This window comes from Hylemonella gracilis, from assembly GCF_004328645.1.
In the GTDB taxonomy this organism is placed as follows: Bacteria; Pseudomonadota; Gammaproteobacteria; order Burkholderiales; family Burkholderiaceae_C; genus Hylemonella; species Hylemonella gracilis_B.
In genome coordinates this window covers 725,873-743,585 of sequence record NZ_CP031395.1, presented here as the reverse complement: position 1 = coordinate 743,585, position 17,713 = coordinate 725,873, and the positions used below count along the sequence as shown (strand labels likewise).

General features: G+C 60.8%; 17 protein-coding genes. 5 read left to right on the top strand and 12 right to left on the bottom strand.

Translation table 11 applies throughout. The features are described 5' to 3' along the window. From DW355_RS03640 to metX, 4 genes are all read right to left on the bottom strand, one after another. A complete protein-coding gene (locus DW355_RS03640) occupies positions 1-1,518 on the bottom strand; it encodes a M20 family metallopeptidase (protein ID WP_131277997.1) in 1,518 nt (505 codons plus the stop codon). A 155-nt stretch (positions 1,519-1,673) separates the two neighbouring features. Then, a complete protein-coding gene (gene maiA / locus DW355_RS03635; protein ID WP_131277996.1) occupies positions 1,674-2,315 on the bottom strand; it encodes a maleylacetoacetate isomerase in 642 nt (213 codons plus the stop codon). A gap of 14 nt (positions 2,316-2,329) precedes the next feature. Continuing rightward, complete coding sequence (metW, locus tag DW355_RS03630) at positions 2,330-2,911, bottom strand: methionine biosynthesis protein MetW (RefSeq protein WP_131277995.1); 582 nt, start codon at positions 2,909-2,911, stop codon at positions 2,330-2,332. After that, positions 2,908-4,053 carry a homoserine O-succinyltransferase MetX gene (gene metX, locus DW355_RS03625; protein WP_131277994.1) on the bottom strand — a complete coding sequence of 382 codons (1,146 nt, stop codon included), beginning with the start codon at positions 4,051-4,053 and terminating at the stop codon, positions 2,908-2,910. Before metX ends, metW begins: the two co-directional genes overlap by 4 nt. A 515-nt stretch (positions 4,054-4,568) precedes the next feature. Between metX and DW355_RS03620 the strand changes: the two genes are divergently transcribed. Continuing rightward, on the top strand, positions 4,569-4,973 hold the full coding sequence (locus tag DW355_RS03620) for an RNA recognition motif domain-containing protein (protein ID WP_131277993.1): 405 nt from the start codon (positions 4,569-4,571) through the stop codon (positions 4,971-4,973). A 120-nt stretch (positions 4,974-5,093) separates the two neighbouring features. Here DW355_RS03620 and lptC read toward each other — a convergent pair whose 3' ends face one another. Genes lptC through DW355_RS03605 form a run of 3 tightly spaced genes read right to left on the bottom strand, consistent with a single transcriptional unit; the run spans position 5,094 to position 7,305 of the window. After that, complete coding sequence (gene lptC, locus DW355_RS03615) at positions 5,094-5,756, bottom strand: LPS export ABC transporter periplasmic protein LptC (RefSeq protein ID WP_131282254.1); 663 nt, start codon at positions 5,754-5,756, stop codon at positions 5,094-5,096. Between the two features lie 5 nt (positions 5,757-5,761). Continuing rightward, positions 5,762-6,322 carry a KdsC family phosphatase gene (locus tag DW355_RS03610; RefSeq protein WP_131277992.1) on the bottom strand — a complete coding sequence of 187 codons (561 nt, stop codon included), beginning with the start codon at positions 6,320-6,322 and terminating at the stop codon, positions 5,762-5,764. Beyond that, the gene (locus DW355_RS03605; RefSeq protein ID WP_131282251.1) at positions 6,319-7,305 is read right to left on the bottom strand and encodes a KpsF/GutQ family sugar-phosphate isomerase; all 987 of its coding nucleotides are present in this window, start codon (positions 7,303-7,305) and stop codon (positions 6,319-6,321) included. Before DW355_RS03605 ends, DW355_RS03610 begins: the two co-directional genes overlap by 4 nt. A gap of 73 nt (positions 7,306-7,378) precedes the next feature. Here DW355_RS03605 and DW355_RS03600 point away from each other — a divergent pair, with 73 nt between their 5' ends. Further along, positions 7,379-7,924 (top strand): adenine phosphoribosyltransferase, encoded by a 546-nt coding sequence (locus DW355_RS03600; protein ID WP_131277991.1) that lies wholly within the window; start codon positions 7,379-7,381, stop codon positions 7,922-7,924. Positions 7,925-7,989: 65 nt separating this feature from the next. On the opposite strand, the gene mnmE is transcribed toward DW355_RS03600, so the two are convergent. The 5 genes from mnmE to rpmH all read right to left on the bottom strand — a co-directional run bounded on the left by mnmE (position 7,990) and on the right by rpmH (position 12,059). Further along, entirely contained in the window at positions 7,990-9,348 is a 1,359-nt protein-coding gene (mnmE, locus tag DW355_RS03595) for a tRNA uridine-5-carboxymethylaminomethyl(34) synthesis GTPase MnmE (protein ID WP_131277990.1), read from the bottom strand. A 141-nt stretch (positions 9,349-9,489) separates the two neighbouring features. Continuing rightward, positions 9,490-11,205 carry a membrane protein insertase YidC gene (yidC, locus tag DW355_RS03590; protein WP_131277989.1) on the bottom strand — a complete coding sequence of 572 codons (1,716 nt, stop codon included), beginning with the start codon at positions 11,203-11,205 and terminating at the stop codon, positions 9,490-9,492. Beyond that, positions 11,202-11,474, bottom strand: coding sequence for a membrane protein insertion efficiency factor YidD (gene yidD, locus DW355_RS03585; RefSeq protein ID WP_207388112.1), 273 nt, complete (start codon positions 11,472-11,474; stop codon positions 11,202-11,204). Before yidD ends, yidC begins: the two co-directional genes overlap by 4 nt. Before the next feature lie 8 nt (positions 11,475-11,482). Next, a complete protein-coding gene (locus DW355_RS03580) occupies positions 11,483-11,911 on the bottom strand; it encodes a ribonuclease P protein component (protein WP_131277987.1) in 429 nt (142 codons plus the stop codon). Positions 11,912-11,924: 13 nt separating this feature from the next. Then, positions 11,925-12,059 carry a 50S ribosomal protein L34 gene (rpmH, locus tag DW355_RS03575; protein ID WP_006299042.1) on the bottom strand — a complete coding sequence of 45 codons (135 nt, stop codon included), beginning with the start codon at positions 12,057-12,059 and terminating at the stop codon, positions 11,925-11,927. A gap of 189 nt (positions 12,060-12,248) precedes the next feature. Here rpmH and dnaA point away from each other — a divergent pair, with 189 nt between their 5' ends. The 3 genes from dnaA (at position 12,249) to gyrB (ending at position 17,690) form a co-directional block, all read left to right on the top strand. Beyond that, positions 12,249-13,682: a chromosomal replication initiator protein DnaA gene (dnaA, locus tag DW355_RS03570; RefSeq protein ID WP_131277986.1), complete on the top strand. Its 1,434-nt coding sequence runs from the start codon at positions 12,249-12,251 to the stop codon at positions 13,680-13,682. 263 nt (positions 13,683-13,945) lie between these two features. Continuing rightward, positions 13,946-15,052: a DNA polymerase III subunit beta gene (dnaN, locus tag DW355_RS03565; RefSeq protein WP_131277985.1), complete on the top strand. Its 1,107-nt coding sequence runs from the start codon at positions 13,946-13,948 to the stop codon at positions 15,050-15,052. An 88-nt stretch (positions 15,053-15,140) separates the two neighbouring features. Next, a complete protein-coding gene (gene gyrB, locus DW355_RS03560; protein WP_131277984.1) occupies positions 15,141-17,690 on the top strand; it encodes a DNA topoisomerase (ATP-hydrolyzing) subunit B in 2,550 nt (849 codons plus the stop codon). Positions 17,691-17,713: the final 23 nt, after the last annotated feature.

Here is a 17,713-nt window from a genome sequence, read left to right as displayed (position 1 = left end):
TCACGGCATGCGGGCAATCACCTGCGCCACTGCCGCCGTCAGCCGGCGGGCATAGGGCACGTGCAGGAATTCGTTGGGTCCGTGCGCGTTGCTTTTCGGGCCCAGCACGCCGCAAACCATCATCTGCGCCTGTGGAAAGCCCTTGGAAAGCATGTTCATCAACGGAATCGTGCCGCCTTGACCAATGAATCCACAGGGTGCACCATAAAAATTGCGCGAGGCTTCGTCCAGCGCCTGGCCGAACCAAGGCGCCGTTTCGGGCGCATTCCATCCAGTCGCCGCACCCGTACCCTCGAAGGTCACGCGCGCCTGGTAGGGCGCGTTGTCCTCCAGCAAGGCCTTGACCTCCTGCACGGCGGCGGCGGCATCCACCAGCGGTGGCAGACGCAACGACAGTTTGAACGCCGTCGAGGGCCTGAGCACGTTGCCCGCGTTTTGCAGATCGGGTAGCCCCTGCGCTCCAGTGACGCTCAGAGTCGGCATCCAGGTGCGGTTCAGCAAGGCCTGCACGGGATCGGTGGTCATGGGCAGCGAGAAACGGGTGTCGCCCTCGCAGTCATAGTGCACCCAGGGAAAGCGCTTGTAGAGGTCCTCCCCGAGAATGGCCGCTGTGGCGCGGGCCTGGACTTGGCGCTCAGCGGGCACCTCGCAATGCAGGCGGGCGGGCAGCAGGCGCCCCGTGGCACTGTCCTCGAGCCGGTCCAGCACGTGGCGCAGGATACGGAAACTCGAGGGCACCACGCCGCTGGCGTCGCCCGAATGCACGCCTTCGGTAAGGATCTCCACTTTGAGCGTGCCGCTGGCCATGCCGCGCAAACTGGTCGTCAACCACAGTTGCTCATAGTTGCCCGCGCCACTGTCCAAGCAGACCACCAGCCCTACGTCGCCCAGGCGATCCTTGCCCGCTGCCCCCAGGCCTCGAAGCGCGTCGACGTAGGGCAACAGGTCGTAGGAGCCGCTCTCCTCGCAGGTCTCGATCAGGCCGACGATGCGCGGGTGCGGAAGTTGCTGGTGCTGCAGCGCCGCGATGGCCGCAATGCTGGCGTAGACGGCATAGCCGTCGTCCGCGCCGCCGCGGCCGTAAAGCTTGCCGTCCTCGTACTTGGGCGTCCACGGACCAAGATCATTGCGCCAGCCGTTGAACTCCGGCTGCTTGTCCAAGTGGCCATACATCAGCACCGTGCGTTGCGACCGGTCACGGCCTTTATCTTGTTCCTGTGCGCCGCCGCTGGCCGGCACCTCGAAGAACAACACCGGGGTGCGCCCTTCGAGACGCAGGATCTCCAGTTGCAGGCCGGTGATCTTCTGAGCCTCCACCCACGCGGCCGCCTTGCGCACCACGGTGTCGATGTGCCCGTGGTCAGCCCACTGGGGGTCGAACATCGGTGACTTGGCTGGAATCGCGATGTAGTCCCGTAGCTGGGGCAGGATCTCACGGTCCCAGGTTTGGTCGATGTCTTTCAACGCCTGGGCGGGCAAGAAGGCGTCCAGGGCCGGAGAAGTCAGGGGAGCGTTCATGGCAACGGTTTCTCAAGATGGACTCGGATGCGTAGAGTGTCATCGTACGCCCGCGCTTGCGACGCAGGAAGTACACCCAAGGGAAACCCATGGCACAGCGGGGACAGGGCGGGCGAGGGCCCGTCGGGTGACAAAGAAGCTGGAGCGCAAGCCGCTCAAGTCGCGTCCGCCTGCGCGGCGGGTGAGGCACGCCGGAAGGCCTCCAGCTGCGCGCAAGCCGCATCGATCGCGCTGATCAGGGGCCAGCGGCTCAGGTCGACCTTGAAACGACGGGCACTTTCCACCTGCGGCACCAGATAGACGTCGGCCAGCCCCGGCGCTTGGCCATGACAGAAGGCACCTCGCCCCTGGTCCGCCGCCAGCAGGGTCTCCATGGCATCGAAGCCCGCGCTGATCCAGGTGCCGCACCAGGCAAGGATGGCTGCTTCATCGGCGGCGAAGTTCTTGCGCAGGTACTCGAGGATGCGCCGATTATTGATGGGGTGGATATCGCAACCCACGATGGCCGCCAGGGCACGAACATGGGCCCTTGCTTCCGGCTCCCGGGGCAGCAGGGGCGGCTGGGGATAGCGTTCCTCCAGCCATTCGATGATGGCCGGCGACTGAATCAAAGTCGTGCCGTCGTCCAGGGTCATGGCCGGTACCAGCTGTTGTGGGTTGATGGCCTTGAATTCCTCGCTCAGATGCGCCTCCTTGCGCAGGTCCAGCCCGACCTGCTCCGTGTCCACCCCTTTGAGGTTGAGCGCGATGCGCAGGCGGTGCGAGGTGCCACTGCGAAAGAAGTTGTAGAGCTTCATGGGATTCGATTCCTTCAGCGCGAAAATTTCAACACCGCCGTGCTAGCCCTCAGGTTGGGCCAGCACCGCACCACCCGGCCATGGTGCAGGCCAAAGCAGTCCTGGATGCGCAAGCCAATCCGATGGGCCAGGACCTCCAGATCGGACAGGGTACCGACACGGATGTTGGGCGTGTCGTACCACTGGTAGGGCAGGCGACGGGTGACCGGCATGCGCCCCGCCAGCACGCTCAGCCGGTTCGGCCAATGCGCAAAATTGGGAAACGCCACGATGCCAGTGCGACCCACGCGTGCCGTCTCCTGCAGCACGGTTTCGGCATTGCGCAGATGCTGCAGGGTGTCGATCTGCAGCACCACGTCGAAACTCTGGTCCCCAAACATCGACAGGCCCTGATCCAGGTTCAACTGGATGACGTTGACGCCGCGCCGCACGCAGGCCTGCACGTTGGCATCATCCAGTTCCACGCCATATCCGCTGCAGCGCCGTTCAGCCTGCAAATGGGCCAGCAGCGCGCCGTCCCCGCAGCCCAGATCCAGCACCCGCGAACCTGGTGGAACCAGGCTGGCGATCGCTTCCAGCATGCGTGTGTCGCTCATGTCCGCGGCTCCTTCGCCATGTTGTCGAAGTAAGACCGCACCACGCCCAAGTAGCGGGGGTCATCCAGCAAGAAAGCATCGTGCCCGTGCGGGGCATCGATTTCGGCATAGCTGACGTCACGCCGGTTGTCGAGCAGGGCCTTGACGATCTCCCGACTGCGTGCGGGTGAAAAACGCCAGTCAGTCGAGAAACTCACCAGCAGGAATTGACAACTCGCCGCGGCCAAAGCCGCTGTGAGCTTGCCACCATGCTGGCGCGCCGGGTCGAAATAGTCCAGCGCGCGGGTGATCAAGAGGTAGGTGTTGGCGTCGAAGTAGTCGCTGAATTTATCGCCCTGGTAGCGCAGGTAACTCTCGATCTGGAATTCGATGTCCTGCGTGCTGTACTGGTAACCCGCCCTGGCGGTGCCGTCCACGGCACCGCGCAGTTCGCGTCCAAACTTCTCGTTCATCACATCGTCGCTCAGGTAAGTGATGTGCCCAATCATGCGGGCGATCCGCAGGCCTCGCTTGGGTATCACGCCCTGTTCGTAGAAGTGGCCGCCATGAAAGTCCGGATCGGTCACGATGGCGCGGCGCGCCACTTCGTTGAAGGCGATGTTTTCGGCATTCAGGTTCGGCGCACTGGCGATCACCACCGCATGCCGCATGCGATCGGGGTATTGGAGGGCCCAGCTCAGGGCCTGCATGCCACCCAGGCTGCCGCCCATGACCGCGGCCAATTGGCCGATGCCCAGTGTGTCGAGCAGACGCGCCTGCGCGTTGACCCAGTCTTCGACCGTCACGACGGGAAAGTCCGCGCCATAGACCTTGCCAGTGTCAGGGTTCACGTGCATGGGCCCTGTCGAGCCGAAGCAGGATCCCAGGTTGTTGACGCCGATCACGAAGAACTTGTCCGTATCCACCGGCTTGCCCGGGCCAATCATGTTGTCCCACCATCCTTCGGTGCCGGGCTGCCCGGCGTAGACACCAGCGACGTGGTGCGAAGCGTTGAGCGCGTGGCAAATCAGGACGGCATTGGATCTATCGGCGTTGAGCTGGCCATAGGTCTCGTAGCTCAGGCTGTAGCCGCGGATGCTGGCACCGCTTTGCAAAGCCAAAGCGGCGTCAAAGTACATGGTTTGGGACTGGGCGATCAGCATCGAAAACGTCGGAAAACACAAAACCCGGCACAGCATTCAGCCGAGCCGGGTTTCTATGCACAGAAAGCCCCCTTCTTTAGCTGAACTTTGGAACCAGCCCATATGGTTCCGGTTCCAGCGCCCGCAATCGGGATCAAATCGGCGCTTTCCCAAGTATATGCAAGTTTGTGAGCCCGAACCGGCCCAAGCATCAGAGCCGACTATCAACCATCCAGAGGTGCAGGATTGGCATACGGATCATGCCCAGATGATGAAAATGCGTCTGTGCTTTTTCCCGATGTCGTCGTTTCTTTACCATGGAAACACAAACTTTTAACGGTTTATGGTTTCTCCTAGGCTTGGTTTTCTTGCCGGCCCTAGGGTTCCAAGTTGATAATAATAAAGTGTGGGTGAGGGAGGTTTACCTAAGCAGCTCAACACAAGATTGCGGTAGTCTGCCGAATTCGCATCGACTCACGAATTGCTTGCGTTTCAGGGACCCCATCGCTTGTCATCGGTTTTTCAGGAGTCCCTAGATGGGCAACAAACTTTACGTGGGCAATCTGGCCTATTCGATTCGTGACAATGATCTCGAACAGGCTTTCGGCCAGTTCGGTGCCGTCACCAGCGCCAAGGTCATGATGGAGCGCGACACCGGTCGCTCCAAGGGTTTCGGCTTCGTCGAAATGGGCAGCGATGCCGAGGCACAGGCCGCCATCAACGGCTTGAACGGTCAGCCCTTGAGCGGCCGCAACGTGGTGGTCAATGAAGCCCGGCCAATGGAGCCCCGCCCGCCTCGCAGCGGCGGCGGTGGTTTCGGCGGTCCCCGCCGTGAAGGCGGCGGCGGTGGTTATGGCGATGGCGGCGGTGATGGTGGCTTCCGCAGCCCCTATGGCAACCCCCGCGGCGGCAATGGCGGCGGCGGGCGCCGCAGCTACTGATCTCTGAGGCGAGCCCGGCTGGGGGAATTTAAAACCTCCGCGGCTGGCGACGTCTTGGCAACAAGGCCCTTGGGGAAATCCTGGGGCCTTTTTGCTGTCCTAGCACCAGTTGGACGGGGCTTACTCCGACGCGGTTGACGGCAACACCTGTATGTCCGACACCGGACCTCTCGGCAGGAGGGTTCCCCGGACCCGACCACGCAATTCGATGACCTGGTCGTAATTGCTGAAGTTCAAGTTCTGCGCCTCGATGTGGCTTTCTCCGTGTATCAGTTCCACAGGCTGGTTGGAAAACACCCGTTCCTCGTCGAGAAAGGCATGCAGGTATTCGCCGCGAAAGCTCACCCGCGGAAGTGCTCGGCCTTGTTTGTCCACCACCGCGGGCCTCAGGACATGGGCATTGCCGATCAATTCTACCTCTTTGGCTTGTGAAGTGGTGATGGCCCGCGTGGCGGTTGCCAGGGTGAAATAACCTCGTTCGATGTTGTAGTTGCGCATCTGCACACCACTGATTTCGAGCACATCGTTATGGGGATAGTGCCAGGCTTGATCCCCGTAGATCTCGCTTTTCAGACGTCCTTCCTGGTCAAAGGTCTTGACGGAAAAACGTTTCATTTCATAGTCGGGGTCACGTCGGACCTCTTTCTCGGCACGCGGCGTCGCGAACAGGGGCGCACTGCGCATCAGCCAGTAGGTGCCCAGGGCCAACAAGAGCATCAGCAGCATGGGCAGGTAGATCGTGAGCCGATCCCAACCCTGGCGCAACCGGCGACCGGCCCCCATCTTCGTCACTGCAAGGCCTTTTCCAGCAGTTGCGCATACCGTCCACTGCCGATCAAAAGCAAGTCACAGAACTCGCGCGCCGCGCCCGCGCCACCAGCGACGCGTGTGACGTAGTGCGCGCTTGCCAGCACTTCGGCATGCGCGTTCAGCGGGGCGCAGGCAAAGGCGCTTCGGCTCAGCACGGGCAAGTCGGGCCAGTCGTCGCCGATGGCTGCGGCCTGACTCCAGCTCAACCCCAAGGCTTGCAAAGTCTGTTCTGCGGCCGGCCGTTTGTCTTCCGTGCCGAAATGCACATGCGTGACGCCCAAAGCCTTGAGTCGCACGCGCAATGCTGGGCTGTCGCGTCCCGTGATGACGGCAGGCGTGATGCCGGCATGCTGCAAGAGCTTAATGCCATGACCATCGAGGGTGTGAAAGCGCTTGAGCGACTCACCCGTTTCACCGAAATACAAACCGCCATCGGTCAGCACGCCGTCCACGTCAAAGAACGCCACCCGGACGTTCTGGGCACGCAACAACAGCTCTGGCGGAAAAGTCCGGACGGGGCGCACTGCTTCGCCGCTCATATGACTTTCGCCCGCATCAGATCGTTGGCGTTGAGCGCTCCGCAGAGCTTCCCGGCTTCGTCCACGACAAACACGCTTGTGATCTTCTGCTGTTCCATCAGCTTGGCTGCCTCGACCGCCAAGGCGTCACGAGCAATGGTGCGCGGATTGGCATGCATGACGTCGCGAATCTTCGCTTGCCGGATTTCGCCGCCTTTTTCGATCAGACGGCGCAAGTCGCCATCCGTGAAGACTCCCACTGGTCGATTTTCTTCGTCCACGATGGCACCCGCTCCCAGCCCCTTGACGCTGATTTCTCGCATCAAGCTCATCAGATCCGCGTCCAGGGAAACCCTGGGCACGACGTCTTCATTGCGCATGATGTCGCTGACCATCGTCAGCAATTTGCGCCCGAGCGCGCCACCGGGATGTGAGCGTGCGAAATCTTCCGCCTTGAACCCGCGCGCATCCAACAAGGCCATTGCCAGCGCGTCTCCCATGGCCAACTGGGCCGTGGTGCTGGCCGTGGGTGCCAGGTTGTGCGGGCAGGCTTCTTTCTCGACAGAGGTGTCGAGCAGATGATCTGCGTGACGGGCCAGGTTGGAGGTGGCTCGTCCAGTCATTGCGATCAGTGGCACGCCCATGCGTTTGATGAGCGGCAGCAGCACGGTCAACTCTTCGCTTTCCCCGCTATTGCTGATCCCCAGCACCACATCTTTCACGGTAATCATGCCCAAGTCACCATGACTGGCCTCGGCCGGATGGACGAACATGGCTGGCGTTCCGGTGGACGCCAAGGTGGCCGCGATTTTGCGCCCCACGTGGCCGCTCTTGCCCATGCCCATGACCACGACACGCCCACTGCTGGTCAGCACACACTGCACAGCGGCGGCAAAACGGGCATCCAATCGCACGGCAAGTGCGGCCACGGCATGGGCCTCTATGTCCAGCGCTTCACGTGCGATGGACAACGTTCGGATGGGATCGAATGTTTTGGAGTTCATCCCGCGATTATCCGGCACTGCCTGCCAGGCCGCCATCTCAGTCCCCCAGATTCCGTGAGCCGATAATGTCTCCATGGACGCCTCCGCTTACCTCCGCTCCCATATCCGCACCGTGCCCGACTGGCCGGCGCCTGGTGTGCAATTCCGAGACATCACGCCACTGCTGCAGGACCCGAAAGTTTTTCGCGTGCTGATCGACACGTTTGTCCACCGCTACATGGACAAGTGGCTTCGGCCCGACGTGGTCGCGGGTTTGGACGCGCGCGGTTTCATCATCGGCTCCGTGCTGGCGTATGAGCTAGGCGTGGGCTTTGTGCCCATCCGCAAGAAAGGCAAGCTCCCGTTCACCACGGTCGAGGAGACCTATGAGCTGGAGTACGGCAGCGCCACAGTGGAGCTGCACACGGACGCCGTGCGTCCAGGCGATCGTGTGCTGCTGGTCGACGACCTGATTGCCACCGGTGGCACCATGATGGCGGGCAAGCGCCTGCTTGAGAAACTGGGCGCCCAGGTGATGGAGGGGGCAGCCATCGTCGATCTGCCCGAACTTCAGGGCTCGACTCGACTGCGGGACGGCGGTCTGGCCTTGTTCACCTTGGTGGATTTCTCGGGGCATTGAGGCAATGCCGGTGCTGGTCATCACCCCGTACCAGGCAACACGACGCGGGGATCAACACCTCGGGTTCACTTGCCGATACAAAATCGCGAGAAGATCACCCCGAGCAGATCGTCACTGGTGAATTCTCCCGTGATTTCGTTGAGCGCGTTTTGCGCGAGACGCAGCTCCTCGGCCAAGAGATCCAGGGCCAACGCCTTCTCATCCAGATGCAGCTGGGCTGCGTCCAGATGTCCGCTCACGCGTCGCAAGGCCTGCACATGCCGCTCCCTCGCGAGGAACAAACCCTCCGGCGCGCTCTGCCAACCCACCGTGTGCAGCAGGGCTTGGCGCAGCACATCCAAGCCGGCGCCGGTTTTGGCGGACAAAGCAATCCCCGGCGCTGTCGCGGCTTCAGGAGCCTGGTCCTGCTTGTTCCAAATGTGGATGATTGGCACGTCCGAAGGCAGGCGCAGGGCCAGGGCGTCGTCCGCCGCGCGGTAGGCCTCCTGTGTCTGGCGCGTCAGGTCGTGCAGGAAAAGCACGGCATCGGCTGACGCGATCTGCGCCCAGGCCCGTTCGATGCCGATGCGCTCCACCTCATCCTGGCTGTCCCGCAATCCCGCCGTGTCCACCACGTGCAAGGGCACGCCCTCGATCTGGATGGTCTGCTGCACCACGTCGCGCGTGGTCCCGGCGATCGGCGTGACGATGGCCAGTTCGGCGCCCGCGAGGGCGTTGAGTAGGGAACTCTTGCCGGCATTGGGCTGCCCGGCAATCACCACCTTGATACCCTCGCGCAGCAGGCTTCCCTGTCGTGCCTGCTCCAGAACCGCCTGCAATTGCGCCCGCAGTCGCGAGAGCTGCCCTTGCGCATCGGCCTGGCGCAGGAAGTCGATGTCCTCCTCGGGAAAATCCAGCGTCGCCTCAACGAGCATGCGCAGATGCACCAGGGCGTCGCGCAGATGGGTGATCTCACGCGAGAAAGCACCCGCCAAGGAACGGCCCGCGCTGCGGGCTGCGGCCTCGGTGCTGGCGTCAATCAGGTCGGCAACCGCTTCGGCTTGGGCCAGGTCCAGCTTGCCATTCAGGAATGCCCTTTGTGTGAATTCCCCAGGCTGGGCGATCCGCGAACCGGGTAAGGCTTCCAGGCAACGTGCCAACAACAGTTGCAAGACCACCGGGCCGCCATGCACCTGCAGCTCCAACACCTCCTCACCCGTGTAGGAATGCGGCGCAGGAAAATGGATCACCAATCCATGGTCGATGGCCTCGCCCTTCGCATCACACAAGGGCAGGTAGGTCGCATGGCGTGGCATCAAGGCCTTGCCGCAGATCGCGTGGACGAGCGCGCTTAGATCGCGTCCACTGGCTCGCACGATGCCGACCGCGCCACGTCCGGGCGCGGTGGCAATCGCGACGATGGATTCCTGATGGCGCGCCAGCATGATTCGATGTTACCCAGTCATCTGTGCACGGCAGACTTGCACCGCGGTCGCCGTGGACCATGCCTGGTCGGACGGGCCCGTGGCGCTGCGCTCCCCACCCCCGTCGGATGAACGGGGGAAAGGGCGCATCGCCCCAGGGGCTTATCTGAATTTCGGCAAGTTGAACTGCGGCGGCACGCCCATGCGCTTGTTGATGACCCACTGCTGGGCAATCGACAACACGTTGTTCGTCACCCAATACATCACCAAGCCGGCCGGGAAGAAGAAGAACATCACGCTGAAGACCAGGGGCATGATCCACATCAGCTTGGCCTGCATGGGGTCCGGCGGCGCGGGATTCAGGGCGGTCTGCAGCATCGTGGTCAGGGTCATGACCAACGGCAGGATGTAGTAGGGGTCTTGTGAGGAAAGATCTTTGATCCACAGGATCCAAGGCGCATTGCGCATTTCGACACTGGACAGCAAGACCCAGTACAGCGCGATGAACACGGGAATCTGAATCATGATGGGCAGGCAGCCACCCAGCGGGTTGACCTTCTCCTCGCGGTAGATGCGCATCATCTCCTGCTGCATCTGCTGCGGCTTGTCCTTCAGGCGTTCACGCATCTCGGTGATGCGCGGCGCGATGGCCTTCATCTTGGCCATGCTGGCGTAAGCCTTGGCGTTCAGCCAGTAGAAGGCGGCCTTGAGCAAAACGACCAGGGCCACGATGGACCAGCCCCAGTTGTGCAATAGACCGTGCAACTTGTCGAGCAGCCAGTACAAGGGCTTGGCCAGGATGGTCAGCCACCCGTAATCCTTGACCAATTCCAAACCGGGCGCCAGGGTTTCCAGCTGCTTTTCTTCCTGCGGTCCGACAAAAAGCCGCGCATCCAGCACACGTGTGGCACCAGGTGCCAGCGCTTGCAACGGCGCGATCATGCCCACGGCATACAGGTTGTTGCTGACTTTGCGCACGAAAATTTCACGCTGCACGCCATCGGCCAGCAGCCAGGCGCTGGCAAAGTAGTGCTGCACCATGGCCACGTAACCATTGGTCGATTCCTTGTCGAATTCAGCCTTGCCTTTTTCGATGTCGCCGAATTCGACCTTGTGGTATTTCTTGGCTTCGGTGTAGACGGCGGGCCCGGTGAAGGTGGAGTAGAAGGAGGAGCCGCCCGGAATCTTGTTGCCATCGCGCACCAGCTGCAGGTAGAGCTGGGGCGAGACTGCGTCCTGCCCAACATTGCGCACTTCGTGCTTCACATCCACGGCGTAACTGCCCCGCTTCAGCGTGTACGTCTTGAGAAGCTGCACACCGCCGGAGATTGGCGATTCGAACTGCACCGTCAGCGTGTCGACCCCGTCCTTGAGTTCGCGCTCGCTGCTCACCAGCTTCATCACCGTCTTGTGTGTGGGCAGGTCGGCGCCACCGATCAGACCGGTCTGGGACAGGTAAACGCGGTCCTTGCTTTCATCAAACAGAACGACCGGCGCCTGCACGTCATGTGACTCGTGATGACGCAGAAACTCCGAGTGCACGAGCGAGCCGCCTTCGGTGTCGAAGGTCAGCTTCAGTACATCGGTGGACACTGACACCCGCTCGCGAGGCAAGGACGATGCCACTTGGGCCGCCGCTTGGATGGCGGCCACGCCACCTTCGGCACCCGCGGCCGGACGTTGCTGCGCCTGCGGCACTTCTGCACTTGCAGCCGAAACGGACGACTGATTGGCGGATTCGACGGGTTTGCTTGCAGTGGCGGTGGGTGAGGGGAAGAACGTTGCCGAACGCCCATTGTGAATCTGCCATTGGTCCCAGAGCAGGACGATGGAAAAGCCGAAAATCACCCAGAGGATGGTGCGGCGGATGTCGTTCATGTCGTTTTCTTTTCCGAAAGGGATTTCAACAAGCCTGTGAATAAGCCAAGCTTTTGCTCGGGAACCGGATCATGGCCGCCGGCACACCAGGGATGGCAGCGCAACAAGCGCCCCATAGTCAACTTGCTGCCGACGAGCGCCCCATGCCTGTCCAGAGCTTCGAGGGCGTAGCGGGAACAGGTAGGTTCAAAACGGCAGGCAGACCCTAGCCAGGGACTCAAAAAATAGCGGTATCCCCGGACCAGAGCCATCAGCATGCGGGCCGGCAAGCGCAGCATCACGACCTGCCTTGTTTCAGGCCTGCGGCTCTGGCAAACAAACGCTCTAGCTCCGCGCGGACAGCCTGTCGCAAAACCGTGGACGCGGCGCTGCGAAACTGCTCCACCCCATACGCTGTCTTCAAACGCACCAGAAAGACCGATTGAGGCATCGACATGCGCAAGGCATGCACATGCGCCTGACCCACGCCATAAATCTGGCGTCGGATCAGATTGCGTGTGACCGCCCGTTTGGCCCAGCGCTTGGGCGTGACGGCGCCTAGCCAGGGCCCCTCGCCGGGAAACAAGGCTGGCATCTGGTCAGCCACGTGTTCAGCTGAGGGTTGCAAGGCCAGGCCGTGCAAAACGAAATGCTCCGTGCGAGCCAGGGAAGGGCTGGAGCGCAAGGCCTCGAATTGAGGCTGAGCCCGCAGCCTGCGCGCTTTCAACGCGAAGTGCGACTCAGACAGCCAGGCGCTTGCGGCCCTTGGCGCGCCGGGCGTTGATGACGGCACGGCCGCCACGTGTCTTCATGCGAACCAGAAAACCGTGGGTGCGGGCGCGACGAATCTTGGAAGGTTGGTATGTGCGTTTCATGGGATGTATACCTTGGGGAAACCTTGGATTATCCCAAAAATTTCCTTTCCCGACAATGAAATGGCCAACGTCCAGGCAACAGGCCATCGGACGTCATGGCGGCGCGGACAACGGTGTGGATAAATTATTGACAAGGTACAATCGCACACCCCGGTTCATGCCACATATCCACAACAGAACGATTTCCGCATGAGCGACGGATTCTTCCATGCCCAGCAGGGCTCCACCCAGGACGTCGGCCACAGCCTGTGGCAGGCATGCGTGGACCAACTGGCGCAAGAACTGCCGGAACAGCAGTTCAACACCTGGATCCGGCCCTTGTCGGCCCGCCTGGCCGACGATTACTCCCGCCTGACGCTGTACGTCGTCAACCGCTTCAAGCTGGACTGGATACGCGCACAGTACAGCAAGCGCATCGCCGCCTTGCTTGAGAGCATCTATGGGCAGCCCATCGCACTGGAACTGGCCATCGCACCGCGCGAGAGTGCCAACCCGGTCAGAAACCAGGGTGCAGGTTTTGTCGAGGCGGAGTCTCTCCCCGAGGCCCTGCCCGTCGAGGAAGTCTCATACACCATCGGATCGGTGCAGTCCGCATCCTCAAGCAGACACCGACTGAACACCGCGTTAACCTTCGACACCCTGGTCGAGGGCACGGCCAACCGCATGGCACGAGCCGCCGCCATGCACGTGGCTGGTTCTCCCGGACAGCTCTACAACCCGCTGTTCATCTATGGCAGCACCGGCCTGGGCAAGACCCACCTGATCCACGCAGTGGGCAACCGCCTGCTGGCCGAAAAGCCAGGTGCCAAGGTGTTGTACACACATGCCGAATGGTTTGTCACCGATGTGGTGAAGGCCTACCAGCGCAAAACCTTCGACGAGTTCAAGGAGAAATATCACTCCCTGGATCTGCTGCTGATCGATGACGTGCAGTTCTTCGCCGGCAAGGACCGCACGCAGGAAGAGTTCTTCAACGCCTTCGAAGCCCTGCTGACCAAAAAAAGCCACATCGTGATGACCAGCGATACCTATCCCAAGGGTCTGCTGGACATCAATCAGCGCCTGGTTTCACGCTTCGATTCCGGTCTGACCGTCGCGATCGAGCCACCCGAGCTCGAAATGCGCGTGGCAATCCTGATCAACAAGGCTCAGAGCGAAGGCGCGAGCATGCCGGAAGAAGTGGCATTTTTCGTGGCCAAAAACGTGCGCTCCAACGTGCGGGAGCTGGAAGGTGCCTTGCGCAAAATCCTGGCCTATTCCCGTTTTAACCAAAAAGAAGTCTCGATTCAGTTGGCTCGCGAAGCCCTGCGGGACCTGCTGTCGATCCAGAATCGGCAGATTTCGGTGGAAAACATCCAGAAAACCGTGGCCGACTACTACAAGATCAAAGTCGCGGACATGTACAGCAAGAAGCGCCCGGCCTCGATTGCCCGGCCTCGTCAGATCGCCATGTACCTGGCCAAGGAGCTGACACAAAAGAGCCTGCCGGAAATTGGCGAGTTGTTTGGTGGACGTGACCACACCACGGTGCTGCATGCCGTGCGAAAGATTTCAGGCGAGCGCCAGCAATTGACCGAACTGAACCAGCAGCTCCATGTCTTGGAACAAACGCTCAAAGGATAAGAAATCAGCCAGCGCCACGCCACGACCGCAAACCCTGGGGATAATTTTTGGACAAGTTTGGACTTATCCACAGACTTTTGAAACTGATCGAACTTGTCCAAACTGGTGCCCATGCAAAAAGATTTCGTCCCACAGGCTTGGGTACAACGCAAGTGCTTGATAAAAAAAGAGAAAATGCAGCTGTCCACAGAAACCAGCTGGCTTCTATCTACTACTACTAATTTTTAATAAAGATTCTGGAAGTTATTAAAGAAGAGGTTGACATGATTGTCCTGAAGGCATCACAAGACAAAGTCCTATCCGTGCTTCAGTCCGTCGCGGGCATTGTCGAGCGCCGCCACACCTTGCCCATCCTGGCCAATGTGATGCTGCGCAGGTCGGGCAGCGCTTTGCAATTGACGACCAGCGATCTGGAAATCCAGATTCGCACGGTTGCCGAATTCGACGGTGATTCCGGCAACTTCACCACGACCGTGGGCGCACGCAAGCTGATCGACATCCTGCGTACCTTGCCCTCTGATCAGACGGTCACCCTTGAATCAAGCCAGAACAAGCTGATTCTCAAGGGCGGGAAGAGCAAGTTCACGCTGCAGTCCCTGCCCGCGGAGGACTTTCCTCTGGTACAGGAAGCGGCCAACTTCGGTCCCAAATTCAGCGTGCCCCAGAAGACGCTCAAAGAGCTCCTGGCACAGGTCTCCTTCTCCATGGCCGTGCATGACATCCGTTACTACCTCAACGGCATCCTGTTCGTGGCCGAAGGTCAGCAGCTCAGCCTGGTGGCCACCGATGGCCACCGCCTGGCCTTTGCCTCGGCCACCTTGGACGTGGAAGTTCCCAAGCAGGAAGTGATCCTGCCGCGCAAGACTGTGCTGGAGCTGCAGCGCCTGCTGTCTGACAACGAAGGTGCCATCGAGATGCAGTTCGCGGGCAATCAGGCCAAGTTCAGTTTTGGTGGCATGGAGTTCGTGACCAAGCTGGTCGAGGGCAAGTTTCCCGACTACAACCGCGTCATTCCCAAGAACCACAAGAACATCATCGTGCTGGGCCGCCAGCCCCTGTTGGCCAGCTTGCAACGTGCCGCCATTCTCACCAGCGACAAGTTCAAGGGTGTACGGCTCAACATCGAACCGGGCACCCTGCGCATCGCGTCCACGAATGCTGAACAGGAAGAAGCCGTGGATGAGCTGGACATCGACTACAGCGGCGACAGCATCGAGATCGGCTTCAACGTCACTTACCTGATCGAGGTGCTGGGCAACATGACCCAGGAAATGGTCAGGGTTGAGCTGTCGGATTCCAACAGCTCCGCGTTGGTCACGATACCTGACAACGCCAACTTCAAATACGTCGTGATGCCCATGCGCATCTGAAGTTTCAAGGCCTGCTTTTCAGCCCGCGGTGTGGATGCCATCGCGGGTTTCTCGTTTTCAAGTTAGACCCTTCCAGAAAAGATTCTCCATGAGCGAAGCAGAAAAACCCGTCGGCCCTGGCGCGGGTGGTTATGACGAGTCCTCGATCCAGATTCTCGAAGGTCTGGAAGCTGTGCGCAAACGTCCCGGCATGTACATCGGCGACACATCGGATGGCACGGGTCTGCATCACCTTGTGTTCGAGGTCGTGGACAACTCCATCGATGAAGCGCTGGCTGGTTTTTGCGACGACATAGTTGTCACCATCCATACCGACAATTCGATCAGTGTGACCGACAACGGCCGAGGCATCCCGGTCGGCGTCAAGATGGATGACAAGCACGAGCCCAAACGCTCGGCCGCCGAGATTGCGTTGACCGAATTGCACGCGGGCGGCAAGTTCAACCAGAACAGCTACAAGGTTTCAGGTGGCCTGCACGGCGTGGGCGTGTCCTGCGTAAATGCCTTGTCCCGGTGGCTGCGCCTGACGGTGCGCCATGGAGGCAAGGTGCATCAGCTTGAATTTGCCCGGGGTGCCGTGCAAAACCGTTTGCTGGGACAGCAAAATGGAGTGGAAGTGTCACCGATGAAGGTAATCGGTGAAACTGAAAAGCGGGGCACGGAAGTCCACTTTTTGCCTGACACGGAAATCTTCCAGCAGAACACGGACTTCCACTACGAAATCTTGGCGAAGCGGCTTCGGGAGTTGAGTTTTCTCAACAATGGCGTGCGCATTCGCCTCAAAGACGAGCGCAACGGCAAGGAAGATGATTTCTCAGGCGCGGGTGGTGTCAAGGGGTTCGTGGATTTCATCAACGCGAACAAGAAGGTGCTTCATCCCAATGCCTTCCATGCGGTCGGTGCCCGTCCCGCGGAAACTTACGGTGGCATTCCCGGCACGGAAATCGGTGTTGAGGTTGCGATGCAGTGGAACGATGGCTACAACGAAAGTGTGCTGTGCTTCACCAACAACATTCCTCAACGTGATGGCGGCACCCACCTGACGGGCCTGCGTGCGGCCATGACCCGCGTCATCGGCAAGTACATCGAGAGCAATGAGTTCGCGAAGAAGGCCAAGGTCGAGGTCACTGGCGACGACATGCGCGAGGGTCTGTGCTGCGTGCTGTCGGTCAAGGTGCCGGAACCCAAATTCAGCAGTCAGACCAAGGACAAGCTGGTGTCCAGCGAGGTCCGTGCGCCGGTGGAAGACATCGTGGCCAAGGCCCTCACCGATTACCTGGAGGAGCGCCCCAACGACGCCAAGATCTTGTGCGGCAAGATCGTCGAGGCCGCCCGTGCCCGCGAGGCGGCCCGCAAGGCCCGCGAGATGACGCGTCGCAAAGGTGTGCTCGATGGCATGGGCCTGCCCGGCAAGCTGGCCGATTGCCAGGAGAAGGATCCGTCGCTCTGTGAGATCTACATCGTCGAGGGTGATTCGGCCGGCGGTAGCGCCAAGCAAGGGCGAGATCGCAAGTTCCAGGCCATCCTGCCTCTGCGCGGCAAGATCCTGAACGTGGAGAAGGCGCGTTACGAGAAGTTGCTGACCAGCAATGAAATCGTTACTCTGATCACGGCCTTGGGCACGGGCATCGGCAAGGCCAGCAGTGATTCGGGGAAGTCTGGCGCGGACGATTTCAACATCGGCAAGCTGCGTTATCACCGCATCATCATCATGACTGACGCGGACGTCGATGGCGCCCACATCCGCACGCTGTTGCTCACGTTCTTCTACCGGCAGATGCCGGAGCTGGTGGAGCGTGGCCACATCTACATCGCCCAGCCGCCACTGTACAAGGTGAAGTCCGGCAAGGAAGAGCTTTACCTCAAGGACGGTTCGGCGCTGGATGCCTACCTGTTGCGCATTGCACTGGCGGGCGCTGCCATCCACACCGGGGGCGTGGTGAACACCGTCATCAGTGGCGACACTCTGGCCGAGCTGGCACGCAAGCACCAGCTGGCCGAGAGCGTGATCGCCCGCCTGCACAACTTCATGGACGTCGAGGCGCTGCGCGCGGTGGCTGATGGTGTTGAACTGAAGCTGGACACCGTGGCCGAAGCCGAGGCGTCGGCCGTGGCGTTGCAGGCCAAGTTGCGGGAGTTGGGCAGCGGTTCAGACGTAGCGGGTGAGTTCGATGTCCGCACGGACAAGCCCATCCTGCGCATTAGCCGCCGACACCACGGCAACGTCAAGAGCAGCGTGATCACGCAGGACTTCGTCCATGGCGCGGACTATGCCGCGTTGGCCGAAGCGGCGCAGACCTTCCGAGGCCTGCTCGGCGAGGGTGCCAAGGTGCTGCGTGGCGAGGGCGAGAAGCAGAAGGAAGAAAAGGCGGCCGATTTCCGTTCCGCCATGAGTTGGCTGATCAGTGAAGCCGAGCGCACCACGTCCCGCCAGCGCTACAAGGGCCTGGGTGAGATGAACCCCGGCCAGCTCTGGGAAACCACGATGGATCCGACCGTGCGTCGTCTGTTGCGCGTGCAGATCGACGACGCGATCGAGGCGGACCGGGTGTTCACCATGCTGATGGGCGACGAGGTGGAGCCGCGGCGTGACTTCATCGAGACCAATGCCTTGCGCGCGGGCAACATCGACGTTTGAATTCCTTCATAAGTACACGGAGA

Excerpts from the sequence above, each read along its gene's own strand:
- DW355_RS03640 (WP_131277997.1), bottom strand. The coding sequence starts at position 1,518 with ATGAACGCTCCCCTGACTTCTCCGGCCCTGGACGCCTTCTTGCCCGCC.
- maiA (WP_131277996.1), bottom strand. The coding sequence starts at position 2,315 with ATGAAGCTCTACAACTTCTTTCGCAGTGGCACCTCGCACCGCCTGCGC.
- metW (WP_131277995.1), bottom strand. The coding sequence starts at position 2,911 with ATGAGCGACACACGCATGCTGGAAGCGATCGCCAGCCTGGTTCCACCA.
- metX (WP_131277994.1), bottom strand. The coding sequence starts at position 4,053 with ATGCTGATCGCCCAGTCCCAAACCATGTACTTTGACGCCGCTTTGGCT.
- DW355_RS03620 (WP_131277993.1), top strand. The coding sequence starts at position 4,569 with ATGGGCAACAAACTTTACGTGGGCAATCTGGCCTATTCGATTCGTGAC.
- lptC (WP_131282254.1), bottom strand. The coding sequence starts at position 5,756 with ATGGGGGCCGGTCGCCGGTTGCGCCAGGGTTGGGATCGGCTCACGATC.
- DW355_RS03610 (WP_131277992.1), bottom strand. The coding sequence starts at position 6,322 with ATGAGCGGCGAAGCAGTGCGCCCCGTCCGGACTTTTCCGCCAGAGCTG.
- DW355_RS03605 (WP_131282251.1), bottom strand. The coding sequence starts at position 7,305 with ATGAACTCCAAAACATTCGATCCCATCCGAACGTTGTCCATCGCACGT.
- DW355_RS03600 (WP_131277991.1), top strand. The coding sequence starts at position 7,379 with ATGGACGCCTCCGCTTACCTCCGCTCCCATATCCGCACCGTGCCCGAC.
- mnmE (WP_131277990.1), bottom strand. The coding sequence starts at position 9,348 with ATGCTGGCGCGCCATCAGGAATCCATCGTCGCGATTGCCACCGCGCCC.
- yidC (WP_131277989.1), bottom strand. The coding sequence starts at position 11,205 with ATGAACGACATCCGCCGCACCATCCTCTGGGTGATTTTCGGCTTTTCC.
- rpmH (WP_006299042.1), bottom strand. The coding sequence starts at position 12,059 with ATGAAACGCACATACCAACCTTCCAAGATTCGTCGCGCCCGCACCCAC.
- dnaA (WP_131277986.1), top strand. The coding sequence starts at position 12,249 with ATGAGCGACGGATTCTTCCATGCCCAGCAGGGCTCCACCCAGGACGTC.
- dnaN (WP_131277985.1), top strand. The coding sequence starts at position 13,946 with ATGATTGTCCTGAAGGCATCACAAGACAAAGTCCTATCCGTGCTTCAG.
- gyrB (WP_131277984.1), top strand. The coding sequence starts at position 15,141 with ATGAGCGAAGCAGAAAAACCCGTCGGCCCTGGCGCGGGTGGTTATGAC.